The following is a 16,744-nucleotide window of genomic DNA, read 5'->3' as shown; positions in this document are numbered from 1 at the left end:
GGTGCCCCCCGCCGTCACGCCGGTGCCGCCACGCTGCGCGGCGTGTAGACGAAGGGCCGCTCGGATCCGCCCCGCGGGATCAGGCGGGTGCCGGAGGCGCCGATGATCACCAGCGTCGCCATGTCGGCGGGCGCGTCGCGGGCCTCCGCCAGCGTCGTCACCCGGATCGCCTCGTCGGGGCGCGTCACGGCGCGCGCCAGCATCACGGGCGTGCCGGGGGCACGGATCCCGGCCGCGAGGGCGAGCGCCGCGCCGAGCTGCCAGGGGCGGGCCGCGGAGATCGGGTTGTAGAGCGCCACCACGAAATCGGCCCGCAGCACCGCCTCGAGGCGGGCCGTGATCACGTCCCAGGGCTTCAGGTTGTCGGAGAGCGAGAGCGCGCAGAAATCGGCCCCGAGCGGCGCACCGAGGCGGGCGGCCGCCGCCAGCATGGCGGTGATGCCGGGCTCGACCGTGATGTCGAGGTGCCGCCAGGCCGGATCGCCGTGCTCGACCGCCTCGAACACCGCCGCGGCCATGGCGAAGACGCCGGGATCGCCGCCCGAGACGACCGCGACGCGCCGGCCCGAGGCCGCGAGCGCGAGCGCGTGGCGGGCGCGGTCCACCTCGACGCGGTTGTCGCTCGCGTGCCGGCGCAGGCCCGGCCGCTCGGGCACGCGGGCGACGTAAGGGTGATAGCCGATCAGGTCCTCGGCGCCGTCGAGGGCGGCCCGCGCCGCGCCCGTGAGCAGGCGCTGGTCGCCGGGGCCGAGCCCGATGATCGCGAGGCTCCCGCCGGTCCCGCCGCTCACGGCCGCCGCCCCTCGCCCGGCACCAGCACCATCGAGAAATAGGGGGCCTCGTCGTCCGGCTTGTCGGCGAGCGCCACCACGCGCTCGCCCGCCATGGTGCCGCGCTCGACATAGACCGCCCGCGCGAGGAGCCCCGTCTCGGCGAGGCAGCCGCGCACCTTCGGCAGGTGCCGCCCGAGCTTCATGATCACGGCCGCATCCGTGCCGCGCAGCCGCTCGGCGAGCGCCGCCGCCGGCAGGGTCGCCGGCAGCACGGTGAGCACGTCGTCGCCCCAGGTGATCGGCGTGCCGGCGCGGGTCCAGCAGCCCGACATGCCGGTTACGCCCGGCACCACCTCCACGGGGAAGCGGTCCTTGAGGCGGCGCCAGAGATGCATGAAGGAGCCGTAGAAGAACGGGTCGCCCTCGGACAGGATCGCCACGTCGCGGCCCGCCCCGAGATGGTCGGCCAGCCGCCCCGCCGCGTCGTCGTAGAAGCCCGCCAGCGCCGAGACGTAGTCGGCGTCGTCCGGCGGCAGCTCGGTCGTGTAGGGATAGACCAGCGGGAACTCGCGCGCCGGGTCGCGCAGGACCGCGTCGGCGATGGTGCGGGCGTTGCCGCGCCGGCCCTTCTTGCAGAAATGGACGAGGACGGGCGCGCGCTCCAGCACGCGCATCGCCCGCACCGTCAGGTAGTCCGGGTCGCCCGGCCCCATGCCGACGCCGAAGAGGGTGCCGGTCACGGCGCGCGCGGGCGACTCCGGCGCCGTCTCCCGCGTGGCCTGCGCGCGCATGCGCTCGCCCGCTTCCATCACTCGGCCTCGCTGGCGAGCGCGTTGACGGCCGCCGCCGCCATGGCGCTGCCGCCGCGCCGCCCGTGCACCACGCAGAACGGCACCCGGCCGTCCCGCGCCAGCGCCTCCTTGGATTCCGCCGCGCCCACGAAGCCGACCGGGATGCCGATCACGGCGGCCGGCGGGCCGATCCCATCGTCGAGCATCTCGAGCAGGCGGAACAGGGCGGTCGGCGCGTTGCCGACCGCGACGACGCTGCCCGGCAGGTGCGCGCGCCACAATTCCATCGCGGCGGCGGATCGCGTGGTGCCCATCTCGGCGGCGAGCCCCGGCACGCGCGGGTCGGCGAGCGTGCAGATCACGTCGTTCTTCGCGGGCAGCCGCGCCCGGGTGACGCCGTCGGCCACCATGCGCACGTCGCACAGGATCGGCGCGCCGGCCTTGAGCGCCGCCTCGCCGGCCTCGGCGAAACCCTCCGACACCTCGACGTCGCGGGGCAGGTCGGTCATGCCGCAGGCGTGGATCATCCGCACCACGACGCGCTCGGCCGCGCCCCGGAAGCGGGCAAGGTCGGCCTCGGCGCGGATCATCGCGAAGGAACGGGCGTAGATGGCTTGCCCATCGCGCAGGTAGTCGAGGCGCGAACTCATGGGTCAGGTCCTGAAAGCGTGAGCGAGGCCGAGGGCGGGATCCGCCCTCCTTACGCGCTCCAGCGCCGCCTCGAAAGTCAGTTGCATCGCCGGCTCGGCACCCGGCGCGCCGCCGGGCACGACGCCGTAGAGGCCGTCCGCGCCGACGAGCGCGAGGTCGGCCGCGCCCGGCCGGGCGCAGCCCTTGGCGCAGCCCGAGACATGCGCGCTGAGGCCCCGGGCCGCGAAGGGCCGGAACGCCTCCGCGAGACGCGCGGCATCGACGAGGGTGGGCGTCGAGCCCGAGGCGCAGGCCGGCGCTCCGGGGCAGGCGGCGACGGCGCGGCGCGGATCGCCGGGATCGGTGATGAAGCCGGCGCCCGCGAGCGCCGCGAGCGCGCCGGCCGCGGTCCGCGCCTCGGGCGTCGCCAGCACGAAGCCGCGGCTCGGCGACAGGCGGATCTCCGGCCTCGCGAGTGTGTCCGCGATCTCCGCCAGCCGATCGAGCCCGTCCGCGTCGCAGCGCCCGAACGGCGCCTCGACCGCGACGGCGACCCCTCCGAGACCGAGCGGGACGAGGCCGGCCGGAAGCGCGCCGAGGTCGCGCGGGGGAGGCGCGACGACCCGGGCGGACGCGCCCGCCACCTCTCCCGTGCGGGAGAGGTCGAGTGCGCGAAGCGCACCGGGTGAGGGGTACGACGCATCCGGAGATGTCGCATCCCTCACCCCAACCCTCTCCCGCACGGGAGAGGGGGCTCCGGCGAGACCGTCCGCGGCCGAGGAGCGGACCTCCGCCCCGCAAGGGGAAGAGACCCCTGCTCGCTCCTCCGGCGACAGGTCCCGCACGCGCCGCCGCCCGGTGCGGGCGAGGGCGGCGAGGATCGCGCCGACCGCCGCGGCGATGTCGGCCGCGTCCCAGATCCCGATCCAGTCGGTGCCGTCCGCCGTCGCGAGCCCGATCGCCGCCCGGTCCGGCCCGCAGGCGCGCACCCTGATGTCCGCGCCCGTCTCGCCGAGGCGCCGGCGCTCGCCCTCGATGACGACGAGCGTCTTGGCCGGCAGGCCCGGCACGGCGAGGCCCCGCGCCTCGACGGCGCGGGCGAGGCCGCCCACGTCGAACCGCTCCGCCGGATCGAGCCCGGCGAGCGGGTGGGTCAGCGTCAGGCGCTGCGGGCCGCCGTCGCGGCGGGCATCGCCGAGGCCGGCGGCTTCGAGGAACGCCGCGAGGCCGCGCCGCGTGTCCTCGCGGACGCCCCGGACCTGCAGGTTGGCGCGCGCGGTCACGTCGACATGGCCGTTGCCGAACCGGCGCGCGGCCTCGGCGATCGCGCGGAGCCGGGCGGCCGAGAGCGCGCCGCCGGCCGGGTGGAGGCGGGCGATGAGGCCGTCGCCGGTCGGCATCGGGCGGGCGAGGCCCGGGCACCAGCCGCGGCGCGACGGTGCCTCGGGCGCGGTCCGGCGCGGCGCGCTCATTCGGCCGCCTCCCGCATCAGCTCGTCGGCGGCGCGGGCGTTGCGGCGGCTCCGCCAGAGGCCGCGGGCGCGCGCCTCCTCGAAGCGCTCCAGGATCGCCCGCGTCGCCGCCGGGTTGGCGGCGCGCAAGCGCTCGAACACCTCGGGGTCGGCGATCCAGGCACCGTAGAGCCGGTCGAGATCGGCGTGCCTAACCGCGTCGGTGGTCGCGGCCAGCACGAAGACGGCGTCGAGTCCCTGCGCCAGTTCCTGCGCGCCGCGATAGCCGTGGCGGAGCTGGCCCGCGATCCAGCGCGGGTCGGCGAGGCGGCCCCGGATCAGGCGGGCGGCGTCCTCGCGGGCGCTGCGGGCCTTCGGGGCCTCGGGCTGCGAGACGTCGAGGCTGTAGAGGGCGGGCGACGCGCCGGCGAGCGCGGCGGCGGCCGCGAAGCCCCCCAGCGCGTCGACGGCCGCGTCCCCGTCGAGGAGGTCGCGCTCGGCCACGTCGAAGGCGTGCACGAAGGCGTCGGCCCCGGCGACGCGCGCGGCGAAGCCCGCATCGGCCGCGTCCTCGGCCCCGCCATAGGCGTGCGTGGTGGCGGCGAGATAGGCGTGCCCGAGATCCGCCCAGGCCGCCCAGGCCCCGTCGAGGGCGGTCCCGGCGGCGCCCGCGCCGTAGCGGCCCGGCGCCGCGCCGTAGACGCGGGCCCCCGCCTCGCCGCGGCGGCGGGCAGCGGCGAGCGGGTTCTCGGCATCCTCCTCCTCGCGCGCCGCGACCGCGCGGGCGGCCCGGTCGAGGAGCGCGAGCGTCTCCGGGAAGGTGTCCCGGAAGGCGCCTGAGACCCGCAACGTCACGTCGATGCGCGGCCGGTCGAGGAGCGCGAGCGGCAGAACCTCGAAGCCGGTCACCCGCGTGCTGGCATGGTCCCAGCTCGGGCGGACCCCCATCAGCGCGAGGGCATGGGCGACGTCCTCGCCGCCGGTGCGCAGGGTCGGCGAGGCCCAGAGGTCCATGACGATCCGGGCCGGGTACTCGCCCTCGTCCTGGAGGTAGCGCGTCACCACCGCCTCGGCGGCCCTGGAGCCGAGCAGGGAGGCGGCGCGCGTCGGGACCGCGCGGGGGTCGAGGGTGGTGAGGTTGCGCCCCGTCGGCATCACGTCCCGGCGCCCGCGCGCGGGCGAGCCGGCGGGGCCGGGTGCCACGAAGCGGCCGTCGAGCGCCGCGATCAGCCCGGCGCGCTCGGCCTCGGCGCAGGCCCGCACGGCCTCGGGCGCGTCGGCGGCGGCGCGGCCGAAGACGTGGAGCCCGTCGCGGAAGACGGTCTCGCCGAGATCGCACAGATGCGCGTCGAGCGCCGTGAGCGCGTCGGCCATGGCGGTGCCCGGGCCGATCCCGGCCCCGTCGAGGAGGCCCGCGGCCTCCGCCTCGTCGAGGATCGCGCCCGCCAGGATCTCCGCCCGGCGCGGGTCGAGCACGCTGGCGGCGGAATATTCCTCCACGAGCTCGCGCAGGCGCGCCACCTCCGGCGCGAGCCCGGCGGCTCGCGTGCGGGGCGTCAGATGGCCGAGCGCGATGCCGCCGAGCCGGCGCTTCAGCGGCGCGGCCTCGCCGGGATCGTCGACGATGAAGGGATAGATCACCGGCAGGGCGCCGGTGGCCAAAGCCGGCCAGCATTCGGGCGAGAGCGCCACGGCCTTGCCGGGCAGCCACTCGGTGGTGCCGTGCGTGCCGAGGTGGATGAGCGCGTCGAAGTGCTCCCGCAGGCCGAGATAGAAGGCGAGATAGGCATGCGTCGGCGGCGCGTCGGGATCGTGGTAGCCGGCCTTGCGGTCGGCGCCGCGGCCGCGGTCGGGCTGGAGGAAGAGGGCGAGGGGCTGGGCCGCCGGGAAGCCGACAGGTTCGCCGCTCCCTCCCGCGACCTCATCCTGAGGTGCTGCCGCGAGCGGCAGCCTCGAAGGAGGGTTCCAGATCGCGCTACGGCCGCTGGATATCTCCTTGGAGGCCGCTTCGCGGCGCCTCAGGATGAGGCCGTGGAGGGGAGAGGGAGGACCGGCCTCCACCATCGGGAAGCGGAATGCCCCGTCGCGGCAAGCGGGATCGTCCTCCGGGGCGCCCCAGCGGGCGTCGAGGGCCTCGCGCAACGCCTCCGGCAGGGTGCCGAGCCAGGCCCGGTAAGCGGCGAGCGGCACCGCGAAGCCGGCTTCCCCGCCGGTCAGCGCCCGCATCAGCGCCTCGCCCGCCGGGGCCTCGCCCGCCGCGTAGCCCGCCGCCGCGAGGTCGGCCACGATGGCGCGCGCGCTCTCGGGTGTATCGAGGCCGACCGCGAAGCCGGCCCGGCCGCCGCGGGCGGGATAGTCCGAGAGCACGATCGCGAGGCGGCGCCCGGCGCGCGGCGCGCGGGCGAGCCGCACCCAGGCGGCGGCGCGCTCGGCCAGAGCCGCGATGCCGGCCGGGTCCGGCACGGCGCGGCGCTCGGCGAAGCCCTCGACCTCGGGCGCCTCCTCCTTGAAGGCGATCGGAAAGCCCGAGAGCCGCCCGTCGAATTCGGGCAGCGCCACCTGCATGGCGAGGTCGGCGGCGTTCAGGCCCCGGGCGGACGCCTCCCAGGCCGCGCGCGGGCCGCCGACCGTGAAGGCCTGGATGACCGGGCAGTCGGCGCGGTCGAGCACGAAGCCCGCATCCTCCCGCGCCGAGAAGGCGGTGGCGGCCACGATCACGTCGGGGCGCCGCCGGTCGAGGGCCTCGCGCAGGACCGCCAGCGCCTCCGGGTCCTTCAGGCTCGACACCGCGAGGATCAGCGGGCCGAGGCCGCGCGCCCGCAGCGCCTCGGCGAGCGCCGCGACCGGGCCGCCATCGCCCGCGAGCACGGCCGAGCGGTAGACGAGGAGGAGGGCGAGCGGCGCGCCCGCATCGCCCGCCGCCGCGAGCGCGGTCTCGAGCGCGGCCGGCCCGCAGCCGGGGCACCAGGGGAAGGCGCGCGGCAGCGGCACCGGCGGCTCGACCGCGGCGGGGCACCCGATCTCGGCCGCGAGCCGGCCGAGCATGCGGCGCAGGTTGTCCGGGCCGCCGGCGCGGAAATAGGCATCGATCTCGCTCGCGAGCGCGGGCTGCGTCGAGAAGGCGGCAAGCCGCGGGTCCGGCCGGTCGTCGCCCGGCAGCACCACGAGGGCGACGCCGTTCCGGCGCGACACCGCGTGCGCCCGCTCGATGCCGTAGCGCCAGTAGTCGAGCCCGCCGAGGCAGCGGATCACCGCGATCTTCGCCCGTGCGATGACGCCGTCCACGTAGAGGTCCACCGACATCGGGTGGCGCAGCCGCGCGAGCTTGGCGAGCCGCAGGCTGGGCCGGCCGGGGCCCAGCGCGCCCTGCGCCTCCGCGAGGCCGGCGAGGTCCGAATCGGTGAAGGACAGGACGACGATGTCGCCCGGCGCCTGCCCGAGATCGACCGCCGCCTCGCCCTCGTCGAGGGAGACCGTGTCGACGCGCAGGAGGTGCATGGCGTCCTATATCATCCCGCCAGCGCCGCCGCGACGGCGTTCCGGTCGAAGCCCTTGAGGCCGATCACCACGAGGCGGCCGTCGCGGGCCTCGCCCGGCCGCCAGGGCCGGTCGAAATGGTGGGCGACGCGCCGGCCCACGCCCTGCACCACGAGCCGCATCGGCTTGCCCTCGACCTCGGCGAAGCCCTTGATGCGCAGCACGCCCGCGGTCTCGGCCGCCCGCTCGACCCGCGCCGCGAGGTCGGCCGCCGCGACGGCCGGGCGGACCGGCAGGGCGACCGTCTCGAAATCGTCGTGGTCGTGGTCCTCGCCCTCGCCGTGGTGCGAGGGGCGGGCGTCGAGGTCGTCCTCGGCCGCCGCGCCGAGCCCGAGCAGCACGCGCGGGTCGATCGCGCCGTGGGCGGTCTCCACCACCTTCACGGCGCGGGGAAGCTGGCGCTCCACCTCGGCCCGCACCCCGGCGCGCGCGTCCGCGTCGAGGAGGTCGGACTTGTTGAGCACCACGAGGTCGGCGCAGAGGAGCTGGTCCTCGAACACTTCTTCCAGCGGGTTGTCGTGGTCGACGCTGGCATCCGCGGCACGCTGGGCGGCGAGCGCTGCCGGGTCCTCGGCGAAGAGGCCGGCGGCGACCGCCGGGCCGTCCACCACCGCGACGACGCCGTCGACCGTGACGCGCGAGCGGATCGCCGGCCACTGGAAGGCCTGGACGAGGGGCTTCGGCAGGGCAAGGCCCGAGGTCTCGATCAGGATGTGCTCGGGCGGCTCGGCGCGACCGAGCAGCGTGTTCAGCGCCGGCACGAAATCGTCCGCCACCGTGCAGCAGATGCAGCCGTTCGGCAGCTCCACGATCGCGTCCTCGCCGCAGCCCTCGACCCCGCAGGCGGCCAGGAACGAGCCGTCGAAGCCGACATCGCCGAACTCGTTGACGAGGATCGCGAGGCGCCGCCCCCGCGCCTGCTCCAGCAGGTGGCGCACCAGCGTCGTCTTGCCGGCCCCGAGGAAGCCCGTGACGATGGTGCACGGGATCTTCTGGACGATGCTCATCACTCAGCGGCCTCAGGCAGGGTCCCGTCCGCCTGGGACGGGAACGGGGGGATGCGGGCGACCACGCCGCGCTTGAAGATCTCGGGCCGCGCCCGCCAGGGCACGATGCCGTCCGGCGTGCCGGCATAGAGGCCGAGCCCGGCGAGCAGGGTCTCGGCGGCGCTCTCCGGGTCGAGGTCGCCGTAGACGTAGGTCCAGCGGCCCGCCGAGGCGACCGCGACCGTGCAGGGCCGCTTGCAGACCGAGAGGCACTCCACCGGCTCGATCCGCAGGCCCGGCACCGGCGCCGCGCCGAGGCGGGCGTCCAGCGCCGCCCTGAGCCGCGCGCCGGCCCGGATCTCCGAGGTGTCGCCCTCGGCCCGGCAGGTGGTGCAGACATAGAGCACCACGTCCTCGGGTGCGGCCTCAGGCACGGGCGGGCGCCGGGGCGGTGCGGCCGAAGACCTGCCAGGCCCAGCCGAAGGCGAGCCCGATCACGGCCCAGAACACGAAGCTGACGGCGAGCGAGCGGGCGGCGAACTGCGCGGCGAGCCCCGCCGGCAGGGCGGAGGGCGAGACGCCGACCTCCGGCGCGCCGGCGAGATGCGGGGCGACGATCAGCACGAGGCCCCCGACGATCGCGATGCCGGCGCGCCGGATCGCGATGAGGTAGAGGCCCATGGCGGTCGCCGCCGCGGTCATCAGCCACCAGGCCTGTCGGGCGGCGAGCGGGGCCGCCTCGCTGCCGGGCAGTTCCGGCGGCAGGCCGAGCGCCGGGGCGAGCGCCGCCGCGGCGAAGCCCGCCACCGCGAAGGCGAGCGCCCGCTCGGGCGTGGGCTCGCGCCGGCAGGCCAGCATCGCCGCCCCGAGGAGCAGCGCGTAGCCGACCCCGCCGATCAGGGTCGCGAGCCCCGTGAAGGCCATGCGGGGCAGGCCGGGGCCCGGCTGCCAGGCGGGCGCGGCGCCGGACCCGCCATGCGCAGGGCCGTCCTCGCCGTGACCGTGCGCGAGCACGATCGGCAGGCCGGGCGCGACGCGCGCCGCGTGGGTCCAAGGCGCGACGCGTGCCGCGTGGGTCTCGGCCTGCGCCTCGTAGCGCTCGGCCGCGATGATGAGCGGCGAGGTCAGGCCGAGTTGCAGGCCCGTCGCGACGACGGCCGCGAGGAAGCCGGCGACGAGGGCCGCCGACAGGAGCCGGATGATCATGGAGGCGTGGAGCCTGCGCGCCGGGCGGTCAGTGGCAGGGAAAGTTCTGCGTGTGCCGGAAATCGTGCGCGGCGTTGTGGAGCGCCGAGGCGGGCGCGAAGCCGGCCAGGAAGACGAGGCCGATGCCGAGAAGCGCGGCGATCACGACGGCCGAGAGGCCCTCGTTCGCGCGGGCCGTGCTGGTACCAAGGGTCTGAACGGTCGTCGACATCGTCAATCTCCGGCCGCCCCGCCGGCGGCGTTCGAGGAATCGTCCCGCGGACGGCAGGTCTCCTGGCTCGCGGGTCCTCGCGCCTGCCGCCTTCCCGGCACGCGCCGGTGGCCGTCTGGCAGGAGCTGACCGCTCACAGTTGCGGGGGCAGCCGCGGCATCGAGGCGAACCTCCCACCGCATTCCCTTTTCACCCCGTCGCCGGGGCACCGTCCGGAGCGACTTCTATCCTGTCACGGCGGCGCGCACAACGCGGAGGATTCGCGATTCGCCCAGATCTCTCGTCCGGGCAGGCAAGGGCAGATCTCGGGCCGGCCCGAGATCTGCGGGGGAGGAGGGCCGCGTCGCAAAGCGTGGGATCAGGGGATCGCCTCGCGCCGTGCGACCGTGCAGGCCCGTCCGGGAGACGGCGGCCTCGCTTCCCGCAACCCGGCGCGATCGGCGCCCCGGCCGCCGCTTTGACCGGCCGCGTCCCTTGGGGCAAAGGAGCCCGCATGCGGCAGGCCCCACCCCGGATGACCCTGGTGCTCGGCGGCGCGCGCTCGGGCAAGAGCGCCTATGCGGAGGCCCTGATCGAGGCGCACGCCGCGCCCTGGCTCTACCTCGCGACCGCCCGGGCCTGGGACGAGGAGATGCGCGCCCGCATCGCGCTCCACCGGGAGCGCCGCCCGGAGGGCTGGGTCACCCGCGACGTGCCGGTCGATCTCGCCGCCGCCCTGCGGGACTGGCGCGGTCCCGTCCTGGTCGACTGCCTGACGCTCTGGCTCACCAACCTGATGCTCGCCGAGACCGACCTTCCGGCCGCCGCCGAGGCGCTCGCCGCCGCCTGCGCGGCGGCGCCCGGCCCCCTGGTGCTCGTCGCCAACGAGGTCGGCCTCGGCATCGTGCCCGAGAACGCGCTCGCGCGCCGCTTCCGCGACGAGGCCGGGCGCCTGCACCAGCGCCTCGCCGCGCAGGCGGACAGGGTGGTGCTCACCGTGGCGGGGCTGCCCCTCGTCGTGAAACCGGCCGGAGGAACCCCATGAACGCCCGGAGGAGCCCATGACCGCCCGGAGGAGCCCATGACCCCGAGCCCGGACGACGAGGCCCGCCACCGCGAGAAGATGGCGCGGCGCAAGGCGGTGCAGGATGCCGAGGTCGCCGCCAAGACGATCGAGAAGGGCCTTCTCATCGTCAACACGGGCCCCGGCAAGGGCAAGACGACGGCCGCGCTCGGCCTCGCGCTGCGGGCGCTCGGGCGCGGCCACCGCGTCGGCGTCGTGCAGTTCATCAAGGGCGGCTGGGACACGGGCGAGCGCCACGCCCTTGCGGCGTTCGGGGAGCGCGTCGCCTGGCACACGATGGGCGAGGGCTTCACTTGGGAGACGCAGGACCGGGCGCGCGACATCGCGGCCTGCCGGGCGGCCTGGGTCAAGGCCGAGGAGCTGATGGCCGACAGGACGGTCGGGCTTCTCGTCCTCGACGAGCTGAACATCGCGCTGCGCTACGACTATCTCGACCTCGACGCCGTGCTGGCCGCGCTTGGCGCCCGCCGCCCCGGCCTCCACGTCGTCGTCACGGGCCGCAACGCGAAGCCCGCCCTGATCGAGGCCGCCGACCTCGTCACCGAGATGGGCAACGTCAAGCACCACTTCTCGGCCGGCGTGAAGGCGCAGGCGGGGATCGAGTTCTGATGGGTGCCGGCGAGCCGGCCCGCAGCCGGCCGGCCCCGGGGATCGCCGGGTCCGGACCGGGCGCGGATCCACCTCTCCCGTGCGGGAGAGGTCGAGTCCGCGAGAGCGGACCGGGTGAGGGATCAGGTCTTTCCGGACAAGTCGCACCCCTCACCCCGACCCTCTCCCGCACGGGAGAGGGGGCGCGTCGCGCTCCGTCCGGCACATTCGGACCCACGTCGCTCCGGTCGGTCGGGGCCCGCCCCCGCCTGGCCGGCCCGGGACCCGTCCCATGACCCGCGCCCTGATGATCCAGGGCACCGGCTCCGACGTCGGCAAGTCGCTGATCGTGGCCGGGCTCGCCCGGGCCTTCGCGCGGCGGGGCCTCCGGGTGCGCCCGTTCAAGCCGCAGAACATGTCGAACAACGCGGCCGTCACCCCGGATGGCGGCGAGATCGGGCGGGCGCAGGCGCTGCAGGCGCGGGCGGCGGGCGTCGCGCCCTCGATCCACATGAACCCTGTGCTGCTGAAGCCCCAGAGCGAGGTCGGTTCCCAGGTCGTGGTGCAGGGCCGCATGGTCGCGACCGTGACGGCGCGCGACTACCAGGCCTGGAAGCCGCGCCTGCTCGAGGCGGTGCTCCAGAGCTTCGCGCAGCTCGGGCGGGAGGCCGACCTCGTCCTCGTCGAGGGGGCGGGCTCGGCCTCCGAGGTCAACCTGCGCCGGGGCGACATCGCCAATATGGGCTTCGCCCGCGCGGCGGGCACGCCCGTGGTGCTCCTCGGCGACATCGACCGCGGCGGCGTCATCGCGAGCCTCGTCGGCACGCAGGCGGTGATCGACCCCGAGGATGCCGCCCTGATCCGGGGCTTCATCGTCAACCGCTTCCGGGGCGATCCGGGCCTGTTCGCGGACGGGATGGATCTCATCGCCGCCCGCACCGGCTGGGAGGCGCTCGGGCTCGTGCCGCATTTCCCCGACGCGGCGAGGCTCCCGGCCGAGGACGTGCTCGGCCTGAAGGGCTCGGATTCCGGCTCGAGAAAAATCGCCGTGCCGGTGCTGCCGCGCATCGCGAATTTCGACGACCTCGACCCGCTGCGGGCGGAGCCCGGCGTCTCGGTCGTGCTGGTACGGCCCGGCGAGGCGATCCCCGGGGACGCGGCGCTGGTGCTGCTGCCGGGCTCGAAGACCACGATCGACGACCTCGACGTCCTGCGCGCGCAGGGCTGGGACATCGACATCCGGGCGCATCGGCGCCGGGGCGGCCGGGTGCTCGGCCTGTGCGGCGGCTACCAGATGCTCGGGCGCTCCTTGAGCGACCCGCACGGCATCGAGGGCGCGCCCCGGACCGTGCCGGGCCTCGGCCTCCTCGAGGTCGAGACCGTGATGACGCCGCTCAAGCGCCTGGAGGCGGTGTCGGGCGCGAGCCTGCCGGACGGCGTGCCGTTCGCCGGCTACGAGATGCATGTGGGAGACACGGCGGGCCCCGACGCGGCCCGCCCGCTGCTGCGCCTCGCCGACGGCCGGCCGGACGGCGCGGTCTCGGCGGACGGGCTCGTCGCCGGCACCTACGTGCACGGGCTCTTCGCCGACGACCGCCAGCGCGCCGCCTGGCTCGCCCGCCTCGGCGCCGCCTCGGCCGGCCACTCCTACGAGGCCGGCGTCGAGGCGGCCCTCGACGGCCTCGCCCGCCACATCGAGGCTCACGTCGATTGCGACCGGCTGCTGGCGCTGGCCGGGTGCGGCCCCGGCGGCCGCCTCACGCCATGAGGGCCAGCGACGCCCCGGCGCAGGCGAGCCCGAGCAGGATGAGGCAGGCCCTGCGGTAGAGCCCGAGCGCCCGCTCGATGTCGGTGGGCTCCGCCTCGGCACGGCCCTCGCCCATCCAGGCATCGTCGACCCGCCTGCCGCCGTAGACGCGCGGCCCGGCGAGCCGCAGGCCGAGGGCGCCCGCCATCGCGGCCTCCGGCCAGCCGGCATTGGGCGAGCGGTGGCGCCGGGCGTCCCGCGCGACCGCCCGCCAGGCGCCCCGGGCCGAGGCGTCCCGGTGGAGCGCGGCGGCCGCGACGATCAGGGCCGCCGAGAGCCGGGAGGCCGGCAGGTTCACGAGGTCGTCGAGGCGGGCGGAGGCCCAGCCGAAGCTCTCGTACCGCGGGGTGCGGTGGCCGATCATGCTGTCGGCCGTGTTGATCGCCTTGTAGAGCGCCCCGCCGGGCAGGCCCCCCGCGCCGATCCAGAAGGCGGGCGCGACGATCCCGTCGGAGAAATTCTCCGCGAGGCTCTCGATGGCGGCCCGGCAGATCCCGGCCTCGTCGAGGGTCTCGGGATCGCGGCCGACGATCATCGCGACGGCGCGCCGCCCGCCGGCCAGGCCCTCTCCCCGCAGGTCCCGGGCGACGCGGGCGACGTGGTCGTGAAGGCTCCGCTGCGCCGGCAGGCTCGCGCAGAGGAGCGCCACGAGGACAAGGCCCGCCACGGGCCCGGCGAGCCCCGCCAGCGCCGTCAGCGCCAGGGCGAAGACGCCGACTAGGCCCAGGAAGATCAGGAGCGCCAGCACGCCCCCGGCCCGTCGCGCGCCCGGGCCGCCCCGGTTCAGCCCGGCCTCGAGCCGGTCGATCAGCCGGCCGATCCAGGTGACAGGGTGCCCGGCCGCCCTGTAGAGCGCGTCCGGGTAGCCGGAGGCCGCCTCGACCGCGAGGGCGAGCGCCAGGGCAGCGAGCGTGTCGGGCGGATGGGTGAGCGCGGTCCAGGGCATCGGGTCTCGGGAGGCGGTCAGGCGGGGGCCGGGGCCGTGATCGCCCATGGCGGCGACCTGAGCGCCGCGCGGCGCCTGTTTCCCGGCGCGCCCGAGCCCTGGATCGACCTGTCGACGGGGATCAACCCGGTCCCCTATCCCTGCCCGCCGCTGGAGGCCAGCCTGTTCCGGCGCCTGCCCTCGGCCGCCGACCTCGCCGCCCTGCGCGAGGCCGCCGCCGCGGCCTACGGAGCGCGGGCCGACCAGGTGGTCGCGGCGCCCGGCACCCAGGTCCTGATCGAGACGCTGCCGCGGCTCATGCAACCGCAGCGGGTGGCGGTCGTCGGGCCGACCTATGCCGAGCACGCCGCTGCCTGGGCCCGGGCCGGCCACGCGGTCGCGACGGTTCCGGATCCCGAGGCGGCCGGGGAGGCTGCAATCGTGGTCGTGGTCAATCCGAACAACCCGGACGGACGCGTGCACGACGCTCATGGTTTGTTCCGATTGGCCGGGCGCCTCTCGGCCCGCGGCGGGCTCCTCGTCGTCGACGAGGCCTTCGCGGATCTCGAGCCCGTGGAGAGCCTCTGCCCAGGCGTCGGGCCCGGCCTCGTCGTGCTGCGCTCCTTCGGCAAGACCTACGGGCTCGCCGGGATCCGCCTCGGCTTCGCGGTGGCGGAAGAGGATCTCGCCGCCCGGATCGCGGCGGCGCTCGGCCCCTGGGCGGTCTCGGGTCCGGCGCTCGCCATCGGCCGGGCCGCCCTCGCCGACGGGGCCTGGCGGGCCGAGGCCGCGGCCGGGCGCCGGGCCGACTCGGAGCGCCTCGACCGCATGATCGCGCGGGCGGGCGGCCGGATCGTCGGCGGCACGGCTCTGTTCCGCTGCGCCGATTTTCCGAACGGAATCAATCTGTTCCGCCGGCTCGGCGAGGCCGGGATCTATGTCCGGCGCTTCGAGTCCGCGCCCGACCGGCTCCGCTTCGGGCTCCCCGCCGGCAAGGCCGAATGGTGCCGCCTCTCGCGGGTCCTGCGCTGACGCCTCAGGCCGCGCGGCGCCGGTCGCGCAGGGCGACAAGGCAGGCGAGCCCCGCCAGCACCAGCCCGACCGTGCACACGCCCGGCCAACCCGCCCTCAGGAAGGCCTGCGAGCCCGCGAAGGCCCCGAGCGCCCCGAACACGAACATCACGGTGAACAGCACCGTGTTGATGCGCCCGCGCGCGCCCGGCACCAGGGCGTAGGCCCGGGTCTGGTTGGCGATGAGCGCCCCGTTCAGCCCGATATCGATGAGCAGCACCCCGATCACCACCGCCGCCAGCGAGCCCGCGCTCGCTGCCCACAGCACCGCGAAGGCCGCGAGCACGAGGAGGCTGCCGCCGAGCACCACCGGCCGGGCGCCCCGCCGATCGGTGAAGCGCCCCGACAGCGGTGCCACGAAGGCGCCCGCCACGCCGATCACCCCGAACAGGCCCGCCCCGGCGGCGGTCATATCGAAGGGCGGTGCCTCGACGAGGAGCGCCAGCGTCGCCCAGAAGGCGTTGAAGCTCGCGAACAGCAGGGCCTGCGACAGGCTCGCGGTGCGCAGCACGGGCTGCGTCTTCACGAGGTACAGGATCGAGAGCATCAGGGCGCGATAGCGCAGCGGCTTCGTCTGCGGCGTGCGCGGCAGCGTCGCGGCGGCGATGCCCGCCATGGCGAGCGCCACCCCAGCGGCGGCGAAGAACACGGCGCGCCATCCGAACTGGGCGCCCACGATGCCGCTCGCGGTCCGGGCCAGTAGGATGCCGGTGAGGAGGCCGGTCATCACCTGGCCGACGATGCGCCCCCGGCTCGCATCCGGCGCGAGTTCCGCCGCGAAGGGCACGGCCTGCTGCGCGGCCGAGGCCAGGATGCCGATCACGAGGCTCGCCAGCGCCAGCACACCGAGGTTCGGGCTCGTGCCGGCAACCAGCAGGGTGAGGCTCAGGCCCAGGAGCTGGCCGATGATGAGGCTGCGCCGCGGCAGGCTGTCGCCCAGCGGCACGAGGCCGAGAATCCCGAGCCCGTAGCCGACCAGGCAGGCGGTCGGAATCCAGATGGCGGCGCGGGCGCCGAACTCGGCCACCAGCATGCCGAGCAGGGGCTGGTTATAGTAGATGTTGGCGACCGCTCCGCCCGCGATCAGCGTCAGGCCGAGGCGTGCCGTCGTCGTCAGTCTCTGTTCGGCTCCGGTCACGGACGCGCTCGCGGGGTCGGCAGGCGCGATGGCTGCAGCGGCATGGGACGGCTCGTTCGCTCGCAGGGTTAGGGGCCCCGCCTAGGCAGCGGGCAAGGCCGTTGGCAACCACGGCCTGTGCGCGCGGTGCCGGAACGCACCGCGGGAAGTGCGGGCTTACAATGCTGACTCCCGCATCCCATATCCCGATCGTTGCGGCGGAAGGACTTAGCGGTCGTTTCCGCATCGGACGGCCCTTGTGATTCCGCGGGGATTCAGGGTCTCATCGCGGACGCACGGCCCGTCGCGCATCGATTCGCCGCCGCAACGACGGTTTTTGCGACACAACAGGGAGTTCCGCATGCAGAACTACCGCGTTCACTTCGCCAAGGACATCCTGGGAGTGCCCTTCACCGTCGGGTCCGTCGGAATCCTGCGGGCACGCGATCCCGAGCGGGCACGCCGCGCCGCCGAGTTGCGCTTCGCCCGCCAGCACGGCGTCGACGATTGGCGTGAGCGTGCCGACCGATCCGAGATCGAGGCTCCGGGCGGCGAGCGCGCCTGACCTCGCGCGCGCACGGGAGCCGCG

Annotated in this window: 16 protein-coding genes and 1 riboswitch; of the genes, 5 read left to right on the top strand and 11 right to left on the bottom strand. The window is 75.9% G+C overall.

The window, feature by feature from the left end:
* Positions 1-14 precede the first annotated feature (14 nt).
* Genes cobJ through WDW90_RS05375 form a run of 9 tightly spaced genes read right to left on the bottom strand, consistent with a single transcriptional unit; the run spans position 15 to position 9,584 of the window.
* A complete protein-coding gene (cobJ, locus tag WDW90_RS05415) occupies positions 15-791 on the bottom strand; it encodes a precorrin-3B C(17)-methyltransferase (RefSeq protein WP_336486286.1) in 777 nt (258 codons plus the stop codon).
* A complete protein-coding gene (locus WDW90_RS05410) occupies positions 788-1,582 on the bottom strand; it encodes a precorrin-2 C(20)-methyltransferase (RefSeq protein ID WP_431310983.1) in 795 nt (264 codons plus the stop codon). The genes cobJ and WDW90_RS05410 overlap by 4 nt, the downstream gene beginning before the upstream one ends.
* Positions 1,582-2,214 (bottom strand): precorrin-8X methylmutase, encoded by a 633-nt coding sequence (locus tag WDW90_RS05405; protein ID WP_336486285.1) that lies wholly within the window; start codon positions 2,212-2,214, stop codon positions 1,582-1,584. The genes WDW90_RS05410 and WDW90_RS05405 overlap by 1 nt, the downstream gene beginning before the upstream one ends.
* A gap of 3 nt (positions 2,215-2,217) precedes the next feature.
* Complete coding sequence (gene cobG, locus WDW90_RS05400) at positions 2,218-3,666, bottom strand: precorrin-3B synthase (protein WP_336486284.1); 1,449 nt, start codon at positions 3,664-3,666, stop codon at positions 2,218-2,220.
* Positions 3,663-7,142 carry a cobaltochelatase subunit CobN gene (gene cobN / locus WDW90_RS05395; protein WP_336486283.1) on the bottom strand — a complete coding sequence of 1,160 codons (3,480 nt, stop codon included), beginning with the start codon at positions 7,140-7,142 and terminating at the stop codon, positions 3,663-3,665. The genes cobG and cobN overlap by 4 nt, the downstream gene beginning before the upstream one ends.
* An 11-nt stretch (positions 7,143-7,153) precedes the next feature.
* Positions 7,154-8,188, bottom strand: coding sequence for a cobalamin biosynthesis protein CobW (gene cobW / locus WDW90_RS05390; RefSeq protein ID WP_336486282.1), 1,035 nt, complete (start codon positions 8,186-8,188; stop codon positions 7,154-7,156).
* The gene (locus WDW90_RS05385) at positions 8,188-8,601 is read right to left on the bottom strand and encodes a DUF1636 family protein (RefSeq protein WP_336486281.1); all 414 of its coding nucleotides are present in this window, start codon (positions 8,599-8,601) and stop codon (positions 8,188-8,190) included. Before WDW90_RS05385 ends, cobW begins: the two co-directional genes overlap by 1 nt.
* Positions 8,594-9,373: a CbtA family protein gene (locus WDW90_RS05380; protein ID WP_336486280.1), complete on the bottom strand. Its 780-nt coding sequence runs from the start codon at positions 9,371-9,373 to the stop codon at positions 8,594-8,596. Before WDW90_RS05380 ends, WDW90_RS05385 begins: the two co-directional genes overlap by 8 nt.
* Before the next feature lie 28 nt (positions 9,374-9,401).
* Positions 9,402-9,584 carry a CbtB domain-containing protein gene (locus WDW90_RS05375; protein ID WP_336486279.1) on the bottom strand — a complete coding sequence of 61 codons (183 nt, stop codon included), beginning with the start codon at positions 9,582-9,584 and terminating at the stop codon, positions 9,402-9,404.
* A 35-nt stretch (positions 9,585-9,619) separates the two neighbouring features.
* A riboswitch (cobalamin riboswitch) is annotated at positions 9,620-9,812 on the bottom strand.
* Positions 9,813-10,077: 265 nt separating this feature from the next.
* On the opposite strand from WDW90_RS05375, the gene cobU reads away from it, so the two are divergent.
* The 3 genes from cobU (at position 10,078) to WDW90_RS05360 (ending at position 13,003) form a co-directional block, all read left to right on the top strand.
* Positions 10,078-10,608 (top strand): bifunctional adenosylcobinamide kinase/adenosylcobinamide-phosphate guanylyltransferase, encoded by a 531-nt coding sequence (gene cobU / locus WDW90_RS05370; RefSeq protein ID WP_336486278.1) that lies wholly within the window; start codon positions 10,078-10,080, stop codon positions 10,606-10,608.
* Positions 10,609-10,644: 36 nt separating this feature from the next.
* Positions 10,645-11,256, top strand: a complete 612-nt coding sequence (cobO, locus tag WDW90_RS05365; protein WP_336486277.1) for a cob(I)yrinic acid a,c-diamide adenosyltransferase — start codon at positions 10,645-10,647, stop codon at positions 11,254-11,256.
* Between the two features lie 271 nt (positions 11,257-11,527).
* A complete protein-coding gene (locus WDW90_RS05360) occupies positions 11,528-13,003 on the top strand; it encodes a cobyric acid synthase (protein WP_336486275.1) in 1,476 nt (491 codons plus the stop codon).
* Here the strand turns inward: WDW90_RS05360 and cbiB are convergent.
* Complete coding sequence (gene cbiB / locus WDW90_RS05355; protein ID WP_336486274.1) at positions 12,993-13,988, bottom strand: adenosylcobinamide-phosphate synthase CbiB; 996 nt, start codon at positions 13,986-13,988, stop codon at positions 12,993-12,995. The genes WDW90_RS05360 and cbiB overlap by 11 nt on opposite strands.
* Between cbiB and cobD the strand changes: the two genes are divergently transcribed.
* Entirely contained in the window at positions 13,965-14,999 is a 1,035-nt protein-coding gene (gene cobD / locus WDW90_RS05350) for a threonine-phosphate decarboxylase CobD (RefSeq protein WP_336486272.1), read from the top strand. The genes cbiB and cobD overlap by 24 nt on opposite strands.
* Before the next feature lie 4 nt (positions 15,000-15,003).
* On the opposite strand, the gene WDW90_RS05345 is transcribed toward cobD, so the two are convergent.
* Positions 15,004-16,176: an MFS transporter gene (locus WDW90_RS05345; RefSeq protein WP_336486271.1), complete on the bottom strand. Its 1,173-nt coding sequence runs from the start codon at positions 16,174-16,176 to the stop codon at positions 15,004-15,006.
* A gap of 340 nt (positions 16,177-16,516) precedes the next feature.
* Between WDW90_RS05345 and WDW90_RS05340 the strand changes: the two genes are divergently transcribed.
* Positions 16,517-16,720, top strand: coding sequence for a hypothetical protein (locus WDW90_RS05340; protein ID WP_336486270.1), 204 nt, complete (start codon positions 16,517-16,519; stop codon positions 16,718-16,720).
* Positions 16,721-16,744 lie beyond the last annotated feature (24 nt).

Origin of the sequence: Methylobacterium nigriterrae, assembly GCF_037106235.1 — a bacterium.
In the GTDB taxonomy this organism is placed as follows: Bacteria; Pseudomonadota; Alphaproteobacteria; order Rhizobiales; family Beijerinckiaceae; genus Methylobacterium; species Methylobacterium nigriterrae.
Note: the sequence above shows the minus strand (reverse complement) of the source record. Positions and strands in the feature narration are given on the sequence as shown.